The organism is Pedobacter sp. BAL39 (genome assembly GCF_000170795.1).
In the GTDB taxonomy this organism is placed as follows: Bacteria; Bacteroidota; Bacteroidia; order Sphingobacteriales; family Sphingobacteriaceae; genus Pedobacter.
The window spans coordinates 16,931-33,899 of sequence record NZ_ABCM01000019.1; the positions used below are offsets into that span (position 1 = coordinate 16,931).

Annotated in this window: 14 protein-coding genes, 1 tRNA gene and 1 pseudogene; 2 read left to right on the plus strand and 14 right to left on the minus strand. The window is 42.9% G+C overall.

Annotation, left to right across the window (positions count from 1 at the left end):
- Positions 1-3: 3 nt before the first annotated feature.
- The 13 genes from PBAL39_RS19695 to PBAL39_RS19755 form a co-directional block, all read right to left on the minus strand.
- Entirely contained in the window at positions 4-1,110 is a 1,107-nt protein-coding gene (locus PBAL39_RS19695) for a glycosyltransferase family 1 protein (protein WP_008244842.1), read from the minus strand.
- Complete coding sequence (locus PBAL39_RS19700; protein WP_008244850.1) at positions 1,111-2,184, minus strand: glycoside hydrolase family 99-like domain-containing protein; 1,074 nt, start codon at positions 2,182-2,184, stop codon at positions 1,111-1,113.
- A gap of 41 nt (positions 2,185-2,225) precedes the next feature.
- The gene (locus tag PBAL39_RS19705) at positions 2,226-3,281 is read right to left on the minus strand and encodes an alpha-2,8-polysialyltransferase family protein (RefSeq protein WP_008244861.1); all 1,056 of its coding nucleotides are present in this window, start codon (positions 3,279-3,281) and stop codon (positions 2,226-2,228) included.
- A complete protein-coding gene (locus PBAL39_RS19710) occupies positions 3,238-4,485 on the minus strand; it encodes a hypothetical protein (RefSeq protein ID WP_008244863.1) in 1,248 nt (415 codons plus the stop codon). The genes PBAL39_RS19705 and PBAL39_RS19710 overlap by 44 nt, the downstream gene beginning before the upstream one ends.
- Positions 4,466-5,704, minus strand: a complete 1,239-nt coding sequence (locus PBAL39_RS19715) for an RfbX protein (protein ID WP_008244864.1) — start codon at positions 5,702-5,704, stop codon at positions 4,466-4,468. The genes PBAL39_RS19710 and PBAL39_RS19715 overlap by 20 nt, the downstream gene beginning before the upstream one ends.
- Positions 5,701-6,339, minus strand: coding sequence for an HAD family hydrolase (locus tag PBAL39_RS19720; protein ID WP_008244865.1), 639 nt, complete (start codon positions 6,337-6,339; stop codon positions 5,701-5,703). Before PBAL39_RS19720 ends, PBAL39_RS19715 begins: the two co-directional genes overlap by 4 nt.
- 59 nt (positions 6,340-6,398) lie before the next feature.
- A complete protein-coding gene (locus tag PBAL39_RS19725) occupies positions 6,399-7,127 on the minus strand; it encodes a 3-deoxy-manno-octulosonate cytidylyltransferase (RefSeq protein ID WP_008244866.1) in 729 nt (242 codons plus the stop codon).
- Positions 7,127-8,668: an aldolase catalytic domain-containing protein gene (locus PBAL39_RS19730; RefSeq protein ID WP_008244867.1), complete on the minus strand. Its 1,542-nt coding sequence runs from the start codon at positions 8,666-8,668 to the stop codon at positions 7,127-7,129. Before PBAL39_RS19730 ends, PBAL39_RS19725 begins: the two co-directional genes overlap by 1 nt.
- A 5-nt stretch (positions 8,669-8,673) precedes the next feature.
- Positions 8,674-11,040, minus strand: coding sequence for a tyrosine-protein kinase (locus PBAL39_RS19735; protein ID WP_008244868.1), 2,367 nt, complete (start codon positions 11,038-11,040; stop codon positions 8,674-8,676).
- 23 nt (positions 11,041-11,063) lie between these two features.
- On the minus strand, positions 11,064-11,873 hold the full coding sequence (locus PBAL39_RS19740; RefSeq protein ID WP_008244869.1) for a polysaccharide biosynthesis/export family protein: 810 nt from the start codon (positions 11,871-11,873) through the stop codon (positions 11,064-11,066).
- A gap of 186 nt (positions 11,874-12,059) precedes the next feature.
- Positions 12,060-12,788: a tyrosine-protein phosphatase gene (locus tag PBAL39_RS19745; protein WP_008244871.1), complete on the minus strand. Its 729-nt coding sequence runs from the start codon at positions 12,786-12,788 to the stop codon at positions 12,060-12,062.
- Between the two features lie 506 nt (positions 12,789-13,294).
- Entirely contained in the window at positions 13,295-14,386 is a 1,092-nt protein-coding gene (locus tag PBAL39_RS19750; RefSeq protein ID WP_157274123.1) for a PstS family phosphate ABC transporter substrate-binding protein, read from the minus strand.
- A 129-nt stretch (positions 14,387-14,515) separates the two neighbouring features.
- Complete coding sequence (locus PBAL39_RS19755) at positions 14,516-15,118, minus strand: DUF1684 domain-containing protein (RefSeq protein ID WP_039867213.1); 603 nt, start codon at positions 15,116-15,118, stop codon at positions 14,516-14,518.
- 284 nt (positions 15,119-15,402) lie between these two features.
- Here PBAL39_RS19755 and PBAL39_RS19760 point away from each other — a divergent pair.
- Positions 15,403-15,475: transfer RNA gene (locus PBAL39_RS19760), tRNA-Lys, on the plus strand.
- A 551-nt stretch (positions 15,476-16,026) separates the two neighbouring features.
- On the opposite strand, the gene PBAL39_RS19765 is transcribed toward PBAL39_RS19760, so the two are convergent.
- On the minus strand, positions 16,027-16,476 hold the full coding sequence (locus tag PBAL39_RS19765) for a VOC family protein (protein ID WP_039867237.1): 450 nt from the start codon (positions 16,474-16,476) through the stop codon (positions 16,027-16,029).
- 222 nt (positions 16,477-16,698) lie between these two features.
- Between PBAL39_RS19765 and PBAL39_RS25940 the strand changes: the two are divergent.
- Positions 16,699-16,827, plus strand: a pseudogene (locus tag PBAL39_RS25940) (ATP-binding protein); the annotation flags it as partial.
- Between the last annotated feature and the right edge of the window lie 142 nt (positions 16,828-16,969).

Here is a 16,969-nt window from a genome sequence, read left to right on the forward strand (position 1 = left end):
AAATTAATTGTGGTCGTTAATGATGAGATGATAAAAATTTTCTGCAATAACCTGCCAGTTGTACTTATTCGTGATGGCCTCTTTAATTTCCTCAAAAGGATAATTGTCATCTGCCAGCACGGCCGCCAGTTGGTTTTCAAATGCAGTCTGGTCATTGGGATCAAACAGGTACTTGAAAAAGCTGAACTCGGACATCGCCGTCTGGTTTGAACTCAACACCTTACAGCCATTCATCGCTGCTTCTATCGGCGGAATACCGAAACCTTCAGCAAGCGACGGGAATACAAAACAGTCTGCCTGCTGGTAGAATGCATTCAGGTCCGGCCAGCTCAGCTTTTCCTTGAAATGAATAAAAGGACGGGCATCTGCGTGGATCAGCTTCTGAAGTTCCTCATAAGCGTTCAGCTCTATTTGTTCTTTTTTGCTGCCTATAAATACCAGATGGTAACCCTGCTCGTACAGCTTCAGCTTTAAATAAGCCTGCAATAAACCGATGTGGTTCTTACGGGGCTCAAAGCGGCTGACATAAAGAAGGTATTTCTTAAGCCCATATTTTTCGAGGATGTTTACATCAGAGGGCTCCGCCGGACTTACGGCATTTGGCGTCACATGGATATCGGATATTTTGATGCCAAATTTTTTGGCCACGTCGATCCTCGAATAATCAGAAACTGTTAGTATAAGGTCTGATCGTTTTGCCGAAGCATAAAACATCAGTTTCCTGCTGACGCGGTATGACCATGGGAAATACTGTTTGAACTCCAGAAAGAGCAGGTCGTGGACTGTATTGATGAATTTGCAGTTTTTAACAAAGGGGACGATGTATTGAAAATGTGCGTAATCATAACCTCCTTCTTTTATGATCCTCGGGTACTCTGTCATCAGCCTTTTCATACGACCAGCGGCATTGAGCTGAACAAACTTAAACCTCGGGTCCGGGAACAACTGTTTGAGGTTGTCAACATCATGGGCACAGAGCGTAATCTCCAGTCGCTCGAAAGCAACCAGCGCAGTGTACAAACCATAGATATAAGTCGCCGTTCCCTGAAAGGAATGGTCAAAAATATGTGCATCCAAAAGGATCTTTATGGGTTTTGGTGTTGCATTCATTTATTTTTCTTTTAAAGCTTTTTGTACGCCGCGTAACAGGTTATCATCTCCCTCCTGAGAAGGGGTCAGATAGGCTCCCTCCCCGTTTTCATTCCATGCATATAACAGGCCGATCCTTTCCTTGGGAGTCTCCCACTTGTTTTTATTAATCCAGTCAATTAATGATGAAACCGACTTATAGACCGATTTCTCAGAATATCCCACGAAATAAGGAGCCTTATCATACCCGTTACCCGCATTGGCCCATGGCCGTGGGTCCCAGTTTAGGGTGGCTACAGGAATGAATTTTAATGGGCTAACGTAAGCAATGTTGTTCCACATCTGGTTTTCTGCTGCCTGCATATTGGAGATCGGGATCTCTGTAGAACCGGCTTTAAACCCAGAACTGTGGTAGTTATAACCTGTAAGGATATCAAAGCCGCAGTTTTGGGCTTCTACAATGCTGCTCCGGTATCCTGAAACGCATGCGGCAATCGTCACCCCTGGTAATCCATTTTTGATGGCGTCATTGCGAAGTGACTGCAATGCTCTTTTCACATTGACCTCCGAACCAAATTTGTTCACCAGGCTGGGTACCGAAAACAAAATCACCAGCGGCTTTCCGTCAACCTTCAGGTAATTGCTTTTCTTGAACTGAAGGATCCATTCTGCCTTCGCATCCACCCATTCGTTTGGGCCAATGAAAAACCCCTCATGATTGGCAACCATCAGGCAAAACTTCAGCTTCGACTTATATTTCGAAGAGTTGTAATAACGCAGGGCATTGTTGAGTGGCTCAGATTGAAACTTCTTCTTACCGCTATAGTACCAGCAGAAGCTGAAGAACGACAGTCCGGCATCCGAGGCCATCATGATCTGCTCGTCTACAATCTCCTGCGAACTGGTTACCCAGCCCCATTTCGGCTTTCTGTTGGCAAAAGATTCTTTCAAGTGCGAGGTGATGTGCTGGGGGTACTCCCCTGTCCAGCCATCAAAGTAGTAGGCGCCGAGTTGTATTTTGTTGTTTGCAGGCACATCATCTTCATCATTTTTTGCGGTTGTTGAAAAGAGCGCTGTTACGGATAGTATAAACATTAAAATAAAACGGTACGGCATAGCTAAAATTTATTGGTAAATTATTGAAAAACAGTATAGTCTTCACTGAAGTACTCCTTCAGGCGACTGTAGATATAGTCGAATCTTTTCTTTTCTTTTTGTTTAAGTAAGTCAATCACGCCCGGTGTCAGCAGAGAGATCCCTTTTACGCCGAAAAATTCGTTGGCATAAATGATGGTATTGGAATAGATCCCCACCACCTCTTTGAATTTTCCGCTGAGCAGCATAGACTCCGCAGGGATGCCATAGTCTTCAAAAAACTGGACATGCTGGGAAGTCAGCGTCGTAAGGGCCTGGATCTTCTCAGGATAAGACCTCGGGTGTGGTTTGATGATCACACTAAGATTAAGATCATTGCAACGCTGAATGAACTTCTCATACAGTTTCATCTCTTCTTCGAGAGACATCACCTTATCCTCCGAAAGCGATTGTGTGATGAGGAGCACATCTTTATCTTTAAAGCCAACCTCTGCTCCTCCAAGGGCGTATGCCTCTTTTAATACAGTAAGAAACTCCTTCTTCAGGCTGGTTAAGGGCACATACTGGTCACCGCTCACTTCCGTCATTTTACGGAACATGATCACCTTACGGAAAATGGGAAAATAACTTTTGTACACGTAGTACTTGGTTTTTGCCCCCATCAGCAGATAACCGGCAATCTTCTTCGTCACGCCATGGTGTTTCAGCTTAGAAAGATAGTCGAGGATGCCATCTTCAGATTTCAGATAAGTTTTTGTATCGCCAAAAACATCATAAAAGATTTTGAAAAACACCGTTTGCTCGGAAAAGACAAGTACCGTCTCTACTTTCTGAAAGTACTCCTCCTTTAGGTTAGTGAGGATCTCGTCGATATAAGCGGAAGCCTTCTTCGCTTTGTCAAAAGACAACACCGAAAGCCTGCCCCACTCGATGGTGATGCGGATGTCCGCCTCCCCTACATTGAGGATTTTGATAATCTCAGCGTAGGATTTTGGAGAAGACTTCTCAATCACATACTGCGGATGCTCAATTTTTTCTTTAAGAATATAGCTCTTAGCTAAGAGCGCCTGCCATGGGCTGCCTACGATGATCAACATATATAGTTCTGTCTTTATTTAATGCTTCAATGCATATTAAAATTAAAAATGATAGCTCCACATAGTGGACCAGGGGTAAGAGAAAGGACACTGCCAGGTAAACCAACAGGATCACCGTGGATATAGATCCTTTCTTGAAATGCATCAGTGGATAGGCCAGGAATACAAATACCGCCGACAACAAGCCAAGTTCAATGATGACCGACAGGAAGCCGGATTCAATCACCAGTGCCTCGTTAGAGAATGCTGCCGTCTGTGAACCTACAGTCCCGAGCCCGAGACCGGTGCCGATGTTCTCCCAGGCAATGCGTAACCCGCGCTCCAGACTTTCAAAGTGGCCCGCAGAGCTACTGTCCTCCAGCGAAGTACTATTGCTCCAGAAAGTATCCAGTGTACCCATTTCCATCTCCTGTATGGAGGCTGGTACTATGAAAAACTGGACAATCATGATCCCTACAAAAGCAATGAGGATCTTTAACGTTTTAAAAGTGAAAATCTTGGTATAAGGTAAGATGAAAAACAAGAGGTAACTTGCAATGGTCGACCTGGTAAATGTCAGCACCAGACTGATGTTGAGCACCATACCTATGATGCGGTAATGTTTAGCATCAAAGATGTCCCTATATTTAAAAAGCAGCACCAACGCCAGGATCAGGTAAACACTATAAGGAATCGGTGCGATAAATCCACCAGCTCCACGCTGCAACAGTCCGAAGCCAATGTAAAAGGTAAAGTTCAGCTTGTCCTCGCTAAAGGTATTTGTCGGATAACCCGCATTCAGGTAGATGGCTTCACCGAGGAACAGCTGTTGTACAATGGTGAACACGGCCATCGCAAAAGCAGAGATCACAAACCAACGGACAAGTTTCTCCCAGTCGATCAGCTCCCCCAGTTTAAAGAGGGAGATGCTAAGAAATATCGGGAACATATAAATCCGGTAACTGGGCAATGCCTGCAGCCCGACGCTGTTAAACAGCAAATGGGCCGTCAGCAGGAAAACCGTAGCAATAATGATCAACCATCGCCCGCTGTTGATTTTCGCCCCCTTGTAGGTAAAGGCGATGATGAGCAACGACACCACCACCAGCTCCTTCCACAACACAATTGGCGGAATGAACTTCCGGATATATCCGTTGATGATCAGTGAATGCCATGGCAGCAATACGATCAGGGCGAGAAATAACCTATTGACTAATGTTTTCAATTGACTTCTTTTTAAAAATGTGATAATAGGAACAGATGGAAATCAGCAGCTCTGCAACCAGTAACGATAAAATAGAACTATAGGCCAGATAGCCAAAGGCATAACTCAGCAGGTTGAGCACCACTACAATGATGAGCCCGTAGATGGTCAGACGGTTAAAAATAGCCCCTCCTTCAAATGCCTGAAGAAATGTAATGGTGAAAAAGGACATACAAACTGTCCCGATCAAGGCTACGCCTACATTAAAATTAAACCTGGTGATCTCGGAGATCACATTTTCACTCGGCACAATGATGTGGATGATCTGATCAGAAAAATTAAGGTAGATGATCAGGAAAATCACAAAACAGGCAGTTGCGAATAGATTCAGGTACATCGCCAGCTTAAGCGCTTTATGCCGTTCCAGCTTACAGAAGTAAGGATAAACGGAGGTGATCAGGATCGACCTGCCCATGCTGAAGATATTGTAAAAAGTAAAGGCGTAAGAGATGAGGCCAAGCGTCACTTTATCAGTCAGAAACCCAACTAAGATCAGACCAATGGAATTGTATGCACGCGCGCAGAAGCTCCCGGTGGTAAACAGCATGGTTTCCTTGAAATGCGCTTTGGGCCAGGTCTTTTGTACCGGCTGAAACACCAGGTTGGTCTTGGTCATTGAACGTAGCACCAGGATGGAGATGATACCTGAGGCCAATAAAGGGGCGATTTTCCCCAGCGTAATCAATGCATCAGTACTCAGGTGTGATTTATTAAGGATCAGCACGTAAAGCACCAGCACCCCCAGTCCGTTGGTGATCATGTTGATCAGCGCCTGACTGGAAATCTTTCCCACACCCTTCAGTATCCAGTCGCAGTAATAAAGATAAATGAGTCCCCACACAATCAACAACACCGCAAATGAAAATGCATCCTCAATGAACAATGAGTATACAATGGAGAAGACCACCCAAAGCACAAAACCAATAAACCTGAACGTACTGACCGTACGTACCAGCGTTTTGATATCGGTGATGTCTTTCAGTTTGATCAGCTCCTTTACTCCAAAATTCTGAGATCCAAAGTCGATCACCGTCTGCCCGATGGAGGTAATGGTAATGAAAAGCGTAAAGTAACCGTAGGTAGCAACTGAGAAGTTCCTCGACACCAGCAATACAACCGCAAGTGTAAAGAAACGGGTTAAACCCTCAAAAATCACGGTCTTAAAGATGCTTAATCTCATTTGGAAACCTTGATGTTAAACTGTTCTATATAGTTCTCAGAGATAGTTTTCAGCGATTCTTCATTATACCCGGCAAAGGAGATCTGGTTGAACTGTGCCGCTTCATAATCATTGATGGAATCCCCGATCAGGATGACTTCATCCCTGGGATACTGGTATTCTTCGAGGATGTTGGCTACCAGTTCTTTCTTGGGTGTAGGTGATCCGTTGATGGTCCTGAAGTATGGTGACAGCCCCAGCGCATCATTGATCTGGCGCAGCTCCTTTCCATCCGAGCCCGAAACGATGTGCATCTCGTAGTTTTGATAATTGCTTTTGATAAACGACACGCTGTCCGTTATCAGCAACTTCTCATCCATCAGCAGGCCAAGCATGATCTTTGAAAAATCATCAGCCAGTGCCAGCACCTGATCTTCAGTAACCGGCTCCTTCCTGATTTCCTCAAAAAAATACCGGAACTTAAAATACCGGGACAGTCCCCCGTTGATCTTATGGAAAGTCAAAAGCTCTTCAACCTGTTCTTTGGGATATTGCTCCAGCACCACTTCAAAGCCCTTGGACCTGATGGGCATAGAATCCATAATCACGCCATCAAAATCCCACAACAACACCTTGTAATTTTCCAGTATGTTCATTCGTTATGTTTATTTAGTTTGGCAGCCACAATGGCGCGGCTGCCTGTTTTTTATTAAGTTTACTCTACTTCATTCAGCCTGGCCAATACCTCACCGAGGTCTTCCGGGTTATCTACTGCCACGGACTCACTCGACAATTCCAGCATCCTTACTTCGTAGCCTAGTTCCAGGAAACGCAGGATCTCAATGTCTTCTTCAGCTTCCAATGGCGTTTTTCCATTTGAAGCAGCAAAGGCTTTCAATGCCTCAAACGGGAAAGCGTAGATGCAGACCTGGCGCCATGCCTTCACAAAAGCAACGGCCTTATTGCCGGGAATGGCGCTTCTCGACATGTAAAGCAACCTGCCATCGGGCCTGAACACCACCTTCGGTACCGATACACTGCGGTACTGATGGTCGTTATCAATGGCACAATAACCATTTAAAATGTCACCGGAATAGGTATCCAGCAACGAGATCACCTTGCTGATGTCCTCCGGATTGAACAATGGTTCATCCCCCTGGACATTGATGTAATAATCAGCTTTTACCAGATCAGCCACCTCAGCAATGCGGTCCGTACCTGTCAGGCAGTCGTCGGAGGTCAACAACACCTGGATGCCAAACGATTCACAATGGTCTACAATCCGCTGGTCTTCTGTAGCTACATAAACCAGGCTGGGATCAACCGCTTTCATACACTGTTCATAGGTACGGAGCAACATGCTCTTGCCATTGATGTCCGTAAGCGGTTTACCCGGAAAACGGGTAGATTTATATCGGGCGGGTATTACAACGATGTAACTCATTAGCAGATAAAACTATAGACAGAACCAGACTGTAATGCTTTGTAACGTGTTGGCGTAAGGGAGATCAGGTCTTTCTCAAAAGCTTTTTCAAACGCATCAAAAAGGAATTCATTTTCTTCTACCAGCGTACGCTCCAGCTGGGAGATGGACGCCTCCTGATAGCCGTCAAATCCTGCGACATAGATTTCCGATGCTTTAAGCTCCAATGCAGTCTGCAGAGCAAGAACACTGTGCGATTCCTTCAGCTCATCGGTAAAGGTGATCTTCTCCAGCTCAAAACACTGGTCATGGATCTTTGCAGGCACATAAGTACCCATCTTACGCGGATATGGCGGAAGGATACACACCCCAGTAAAATCACCAAGGTCGTGGAACACTTTCTCCAGACGGTGACCTTCGTTACCTACCAGGCAATAGAACTGATCAGCGTTAACACCTTTGTAATAAAGGGCATTCTTCGAACTCGCATGGACTACGGCCAGATTATCCTGCTGGTTGATAAACTCAATGATCGCCTTGGAATGTTCAACAGAGTTTGGTCCACCACCAATGATCAGGACCTTGTCATACGACTTTTCAGGTTTGAAAGTCGGCAGTTCTTCATTGTCCTTGATGTTGTTCTTCTGATTCTGCAGTGCACGTACCATACTGTTCAATGAATATACCCGCGTTGTGTACCAATCCATCACATCCTTTTGCGGAAGTGAGTTCGATCCGGAGATCATATAAGGTACATTGGTACCCCATTCATATTTTTTCAACAGGCCATCAAAAGCATCAACCGCATTACCGATTGCATTGAAATCGATGTCCCAATCGTATTTTGTGTTCAGTACTGCCAGCAACAGTTCTGTTTTCAGGTTTCCGGCACCCCTACCCATTCCGAGAATGGTCGCATCAATCATATCCGCACCATATTCAATGGCCGTCAATGAATTGATCAGGGCCATCTCCAGGTTATTATGACCATGGAATCCAATTTTACAGTCCGTGTTGGCGCGAACCAGGTCCATGGTTTCTTTCACATCATCCGGAAACACACCACCGTAGCTGTCGACCATATAGAAATAATCAGCCAGGCCATTCAGTTCTTTCAGGCCTGCAACAAAATCACCATATTGTTTCCATTTAGACATGTACATTACGTTAAAACCGACCTCGAAACCATGTTTCTTAATTTCGGCAGCCAGCTTCAGCGCACGTCCCAGGTGCTGCGGATCAATGGCAATTCTCACCATGTCCACAATTCCTTTGATCGGGCCGAGGAGCTCTTCCACATGTTCTACGCGGATGTCTTTTTCATTGAAAATGATGACCAGCTTTTTATTGGTGATCTTTTTCATTTCCTCCAGCTCATACACTGGCGAGTAAAAATACTTACCAAAATATTCTTTGATAGGAATACTGCGATAGCCAACTTCGATGTATTCAATTGGCAGGTTATTCAAAGAATTTAAGTAAGTATGGACTAAAGTTTTGTCGAAGTCCCAGTTGGTGTAATAACCACCATCGCGCAAGGTGCAATCAAGTATTTTAAACATAATTATTAAGATTTGAATAACTTTTTAAACCAATTTTTTTCTGCGGCATCTTCTCCGTAAGAGCCATAACCGTAGCCATAACCATATCCTTTACCGTAGCCATATCCGCGACCAGTAATGTCGTTGACCACAATACCCAGTCCTTTAATTTTTTCGCTTGCGCGCAGTTCCTCCAGGATATTCAGCTGGTGTTTCGAGGTTACGTTCTGCCTTACCAGATAGATACATACGTCTGCATGTGCAGATAACATTTGAGCATCCGCAACCACACCGATCGGCGGCGCATCGATGATCACATAGTCGAATTGTAACTTCAGCTCTTCGATCAACTCTTTGGTGCGGTCACTGAGCAACATCTCCGCCGGGTTCGGCGGCACAGGACCTGAGCTTACCAGCGACAGGTTCTTATGAATACTCAATGGCTTGATGATGTCTTTTGCCGTCAGCTCATCATTGATGATGTAGTTGGTAAAACCGGTATCATTCGGAGTTTTCAGTTTGATGGACAAGCCTGGTTTTCTTAAATCCAGCTCCATCAGGACTACTTTCTTGTTGGATAAGGCAAGGATATTGGCCAGGTTGACCGCAACAAAGGACTTTCCTTCGCCAGACATGCTTGAGGTCATCAGGATTACCCTGGCATCCGAGGACTTCATGTAGAATGATAAGTTCGTTCGCAATGCCCTGAATTGCTCAGATACTGCAGAACGGGAGCTATTGGCAACGGCAAGACTGTCGCTGTCTTCATGACGGCTGATCTCCCCGATCACCGGTACGTTGGTGATCCTTTCAATATCTTCTTTCGTCTGGATCTTATCATTGGTGATCTCCATCAAGTAAATGAAGGAAACAGGAATGAGTAAACCCAGGAACATACCGAGTACATATACCATTGGCTTTTTAGGGCTGAATGGCTGTACTTCAGACTTCGGTGGATCAATCGTTTTAGAGATGGCTATATTTGAAGTTTTAGAGATGGCAGTCTCCTCGCTCTTCTGCATCAGGAAGATGTACAGCTCCTGTTTGATTTGTTGCTGTCTGGCCAGGTTCAGGTAATTGCGTTCAATTGCTGGTACGTCGCGCACCTTCGATTCCGCCTGATTGATCTGGCTGTTCAACTTATTCCTGGTAATTACAAAACCATCCAGTGTTGTAGAAAGGTTGGCCTGGATGTCCGCCCTGGCATTTGCGATCTCCTTATCGATCAACACAATAGAAGGATTCGCCTCTGTCATACCGATTAACCGGCGCGCACGTTCCAGCGTCAGCTCATTATATTTTTCTACCGCACCGCTAAACACCAGGTCCGCGGGGATCAGCGAGCTTGGCAATACCCTTTTATTTTTAGAGTCGTCTTTCATGTATTGCTGAAGACTTTTCAGGATGCTGATCTGGGTCTCTATCTTGCTGAGCTCGGAAACGTATTCTGAACTTGTTTGTACCAGCAGCTTAGACTGTTCCGTCATATCTGCAAGGTTATTTTTCTGTTTGAAGCCCTGGATGTTTCCCTCAAGGTCTCCCAGCTCTCCGCCGATATAGGCCAGTCTGTTCTGAATAAATTTGACCGTGCTGTCGGCAATTTCATTTTTATCTCTCAGGTTGGCTTTCACATAGGTATCAATAAGTTTTGCCAGAATATCCTCTCCTTTTTTAGGAATCGGATGGATCATGGATACATCAATGATGGTGATGAGTTTATTTCTGACTTCCACACTAAGCACCTCCATCAGGTCGGCTACCTTGGCATCAATAGAAACAATGTTCACATCATAATCGTTGCCTGCTTCAGGCACCCCCGCATTTCTGGAAAATTCAACCACACCTACCTTAGGCAACCTGAAAGGCTTATTGAAGTTTACCACCGTATCGATGTCTTCCGTACTGATCGCCAGCTGGTTGCTTTTGTTCAGCTTCACCTCCATTTCCGTTGCGGAGATGGTATCCAAGGGGGTAACGATTTTCAGGTTGAATGGTGACTTATAAAGTTCTGTGCTTTTGAAACTCTGTTTTGTGAAATAGGTGATATTGAGGTTCATGTCCTTCACCACCTGCTCCATTAAAAAGCGTGTTTTAAGGATCTCCGCCTCATTGTCGACCGTACTTTTAGCTCCCAGGAGGCCGCTGAGGTCACCCAGCATTTCCGCACCAGCCATCAGGCCACCGGCAGCACCTTTCTTTTCATCATTCACCAATACACGTGCGGAGATTTTATAACTCGGTGATTTAAATTTCAGGTATAGGTAAGAGATGCTGAGACATACGATGATGGACAGCAAAATCCAGTACCAGTTGTGTGATAAACGAAGTAAAATTTGTTTAAAATCCAATCCGTCATCCTTTTTGACGATTCTTTCTTCGGCAGTTGTATTCATAGGAATATGCTAAGGTTAACGAATTAAAGTCTTGTGAAAAGTACGATGAGTACCGAAAGTGCAGTACCAATAACCGCAAAGGTTTGTGTCCTGGCCTGGTTTAAAGAGGCTGCTTTACCTTTATTTGGTTCCACATAGATCACATCATTTTGCTTCAGGTAATAAAAAGGACTGTTGAACATCTGCGCTGAATTCAGGTTCAGACGTGCAAATTCCTTTTTGCCATCATTATCGCGGATCAGCAGCACATTCTCACGGCGACCGAAGATGGTGAGGTCACCGGCAAGTCCCAGCGCATCCAACACACTTACACGCTCATTTGGAAGCACATAAGATGCAGGTCGCCCTACTTCACCAAGAACAGTAACCTTAAAGTTGGCATACCTGACCTGTACATTCGGATTTTTATAAACCAGGGAAGCCTTCAATTTGATCAGATCTCTCGCCTGATAGGTGGTCAGCCCTCCGATTTTTACCCTTCCGATTACCGAAAGATCAATCTCCCCGTTTTTATCGACCAGGAATCCAGCCGTTGGAGGAGTTGCGTTTACACCTGCTATTGGCGAAGGCACCGTACTGATGGCCTGCGTTCCTACCTGGTTAACTACCATAGACGTCGTTGGATCAATCGTGAAAACAGAAATGGAAATGATGTCATCAGGTTGGATAACCGGCTCGGTATAAGCAGCGGTGCTTGACAACAGGGACTTCTCATCAGCGGAGATATCCTGAAAGTATGGAACTTTCTTGGTGGTTGAACATGAGGCGAAAAGTAAAGCACAAAATATAAATGTATATTTTCTGAGTTCACTTGTATTAAAACTTCTCTTCATAGGGATAGATAAGGCGTTTTTAAATTTATTCGGTAATTAGGTTATCTTTTAATGGTTATATACTACATCTATTATTTACTAAGCTCTTTAATACCAGTTTGCTAAAACGTTTTATTTATTTATATATTCCTGTAACATCCGACCTTCGTCTGTCACCCTTTTTCACTAATGTATATTTGGCTAAACTCAGGAAAAAAGCTCCTTGTTTTTAAAATTATAGTTACCCAGCTTGTTATAAAGGTAACCACTGGTCACTGCGGATGTCAATGTCTTCAAATGTTTGTCGTGATGAAGATCAGTTGCAGCAAGATCATACATTTGCTGTTCCAGTAAATAATCCGCTGCTGCTTTCACATCCTTCCCGTAATACCCGTATACAGACAGCAAATTCAGCTGCAACATTACCCCAAGATCCTTATAGCGATGGTAACGCTCAAGACTCTTATGATTGAAATTATAACGTTCAGGATGTGCAAGTATTACTTTGTAGCCGCTCAATTGTAATTTAAATATTACATCTTCGATGTTAGGCGTCTCAGAAAGATAGGACATCTCAATTAAAATATGCTTTCCAGGCAAACACAAAAGGTCATCACTGATTTTAAATGTTTCATCAACCATATATTCTGCTGCTGCGCCGATTTCGACATTAAAATCGGACGAATTCATCGCATTTTTTACATCAGTCAACGCTGATGTAATGGTATCGGAGTTATTTGGGTACAACTCCGTAAAAATATGAGGTGTACACAGAAATTTGTAAAAGCCTAATTCATTTAACTGCCTGATCAAACTCAAAGATTTATCCAAATCAGGGGATCCGTCATCAATTCCAGGTAACAAATGAGAATGAACATCAATCCCCAACCATTCTATATCTGAAACCTGTGCTTTTTTCTTGAAAAATGATATCATTCGTTACAAATAGGGATTTCGTTTAAACAAATAGCTTTTTAAAGCTTAGCATGTACTCCTAATAAGCATATTTTATGCCAAAACCATAATATATTCGTTACAAAGCACTCGTTTCTCTAAAAAACAGCATCAGAAAAGAGGTGTTTGAAATGCAAAAAATCGCAGTTTAAACATATCTGAGACAGGAAAAGGGACTTATTGTCAATTTTACATGAAGTTATGATCATGAATACACACTTTGATCATTTCAAATGCTCAATAGCTCAAAGAGGAATATGTGTTGGAACGTACGACTTATTTTCAGTTCAGTGACCTAAATATCGAAACAACAAATCCAGGGATGCCTAAGTTTGAGCTGGAACGGTCAAAAAAAATCTGCGGACACCTAAACGATCTCCGCAGATGATTAAACTGTTCAATTATTTAGCGATACAACAAGTCTGACGAATTCCTGTTTTGGGAATAATCAATTTTAATCGTCGACAACAGTTCATTAGGACGGCAACTTACCTGGATAACGGCGTATAACCTGTTTTTTCGATGATTTCTTTTCCTTCGTCCGATAAGATAAACGCTAGCAGTTTTTTTATTGATGTCTTTTTTTCTGATGAACTGGAATCATTTCTGGTCACCGCATAGAAATCTGTACTTAAAGGGTAACTTCGGTTTGCGATGTTTGCCCTAGTGGCTGCGACGCCGTCAATGCCCAGAATTTTTATCTCCTTGTTTTTCACCATTTCCGTGGCAAAATACAAAAAGGAATATCCAAGCGCACTTTTGAAATTCTTATACTCAGCCGTTTCCCTAATGATTCCACCCATCATTTGTACACGCTGATTTCCGGGAGGGTTCATCAGTCGGTAGCCTCCCATATTGTGCTCTAACATGGTCTGACTGCCGCTGCCCTCCGGACGCTGAAAAGCTTTAATGTCGGACGATGAACCACCGACGGTTTTCCAATTGGTGATTTCCCCGGCATAAATCCTTCTGATCTGCGCTATACTGAGCGATGACACCTCGTTCTTTGAATTGACAAAAAATACAAAAGCTTCCCTACCAATGGCCGTCAGGAACAGCTCCACTCCTCTCTCTTTCGCGTAGTCAAGCTGCTCCTGGGAAGGACGGGCGACAAAAATGACATCAACCGTTCCATCGACCAATGACTGGTAGGCACTGATGGTATTAGTACACATGACCTCGCTTTTGTCAACATCATAGTGTTTCTGTGGATAGGTTGCCTTAGCAAAAGCGGAATACAGCGGGTAAAGTGCGGTGGCGCCATCAAGTACAGGTAAATCACCGGCTATCTTAACTTCGCTTGCCTTATTTAAGGAGACGGCTTTAGTTGGACGTGCAAAAGGTCCGTACTGTTCCAAATTGATGGTATCCTTCACCACGGCAATCTTCGATTCCAAGTAATCATTGGCCCATTGTCCGAGATAGATTGATGCGCAGATACCATATATCACAGCTGTAACTTTATAAAGCAGCTTCCTGTCTTCCACGTTGAAAATGATCAGCATGACCATGATCTCAGTAAGTATCGCCAACGCAATTGCGGTGCCCTTAGACAACTCGGAGGCTCCGTCTAATGACATGACGATGGTGATAGCAATACCAGCGAAAAGGATGATAAAGAAGATAAAAAGAGCCAGGATTATTTTTAGAAAAATATTCATTGAGCAGCGTATCTGAGTTTTAGAATGTACGAGTTGTTTATTTACTATTTAGTGTGTTTTTTTTCCTTTATAATTCCGTTCGCCTGCCAGTATGCACAGCTGAAGTTGATTTTCTGCCGGTGGTTTGGGGCATTGGTAACCGTCGCTATAAGCACAGTATGGATTGTAAGCCTTATTGAAATCAATTTTCGCATTACCGCCTTCCAGGTCGCCTGTTTTCAAATCCAGGTAACGGCCTCCGCTGTAACTTTCTTTTCCGTTGGTAAAGTCTGTAAATGGCAAAAACAGGTAATCCCGGTACTCCAATTGTTTAGATAACGCGATATTTTTGTAAACTGTCAGATTTGTAGGTACGTCACCGATTTTGCAATGGAGAACTGCATACCTGATGTATTCTTTTGAAGTACCACTAAAGGTGGGTATCATAAAGGATTGCTCTCCCATCAACATCTCTACCCTTACATCAATCCGATAGTTGCTGTCAGGAGCAAAAAAATCGAGATCTTTCAATTGATCTCCCTTAAGCGGCGAGCGCTTATCTTCGAGAAACTCTTTTTTATAATGCTCGCGATGCGAAATGATATCAGCATTAAAGTTTTGCGCAGAAGTGCTCATGCTAATGATGAAAAGAAGAACGAATAAATATCTCATTGATAACTATAATGGTTTTAAAAATTTCCTGTGACTACGATGAGGCATGAGTATGCTGTCTGATCGTCGATTCCTATTCGAAGTAAAGCATATTCCGGCAGACTCAGGCAGAAATAGGCAATAAAAAATTAGGATGTTCCTTTTAACCTCAATTTAAGGCAGATTTTTTTTCTTTAGTAATCAATTGGTTAGAGTTTTTAATCAATATTTTTCGCTTTTTTTAAGCATCAATTATTGAAATTAGGCAATAATTTATATCTTTGCACTCCTTCAAACAAGAAGATGATTCCGTAGCTCAGCTGGTAGAGCATTACACTTTTAATGTAGTGGTCCTGGGTTCGAATCCCAGCGGGATCACAGAAAGCCTCACAGAAATGTGGGGCTTTTGTGTTTTAATCTAAAATCATTAAAGTCCGGATCAGGCGGCTTTCTTTAGGGAGATAAAAATGACAGATCTATAAGATTATCACACAGCTGAACGATATAACAACAATGACCACAACGTTCATCCGATATGTATAAAAAAAGCCACCCTCAAAAATGAAGTGGCATGTATGTTTATGGTAAACTCCTACCATTAAATGGTGGAATATTGATATTCCACTAAGGAAATTACTTAGCTCATTGGGTGTCTTCAGCTTTAAGTAAAGGAAAATTAAATTAGCAAAGTGTCTTTAGTTCAATATTCTTCAGGTAGCTACTTCTGACTTTACCAATTTCTAAGCAACCAGGCATTTCAGGAATTAATAAATAGCAGGTTTTAAAATAAAATGCCTAGTCTTAAAGCATTCTATTGAAATTTCAGCTCGAAATCTCTCCAATAATTATGATATTTAGGCCGCAAGATGGCTGAAGATTTCTAACCAAAAAGCGTTCGATTTCAAATTTCTAAGTTTGCGAAATTAATATCAACTCCAGTTTAGGAGTTCTATTATATTTCCGTCCGGGTCTGAGATGTAAATAAACCTAAATACACCGCTATTATCAAAATGATGTTCGCTTAGCTCTCCAATTTTCGATGCTCCATTCTTTAATGCTATTGCTAAAACCCCCGCAATATCCTCTACCTTAAATGCGATATGTCCAAATCCTTTTTGATTAGCTAAGTGTCTTTCAGCATTAATCATTTCTGAATACTGATAGATTTCTAATGTCGGTCCATTATCCCCATAGCCAGGTAGCCGTAATTGTACCCCTTGTAAATTCGCGTTAAAGACGCCGGTGCCTTTTTCAAGCCACTCCCCTTGATAGTTTCGTATAGGTGGAATCGCTATGCAATTAAACACGATTTCATAGAAACGTGCAAGTTCCTTCCAATCCTTTGTTATAATGTTGGTATGCGCATACTTTATGTTCATGATGTAAATTTTGACTTGATTGTACCTAGAGGTATTAAAGGTAAGATTTTTTGCAATTTGTCCTTCTCTGGTGTGATAAAATTTTTTGTTCTTTAAGCCATTTAAAAGTATTGTTTTGCCTTCAAATTTCCTGCAATAAACCAACAAGAAATATCAAGTTTATTGCCTGTTGTGTTCTCCTGAAATTGCCATTTACAATAAAAACACGGTGAAGGAAACACAACCGTTTCCGTAAGCGACTTTGGCAAAGGCATCGCGGCCGCAGACCGAGCTCATCTATTTGACCGGTATTTCAGACTAGCAAAAGACAACAATACTACATCTGGCCTTGGCTTGGGGCTCTACATTTAAGCAGAGTTCATCAGCTTCACAACAGAGAAATGGGGATTAAAAGCGAAATTGGTAAAGGAACGACCTTTTGGTTCAGTATCCCTGATCAAGAGCAAGCAGGAGCCCCTGACTATCCAGAAAAGGAAAATATATTCCCCCAATT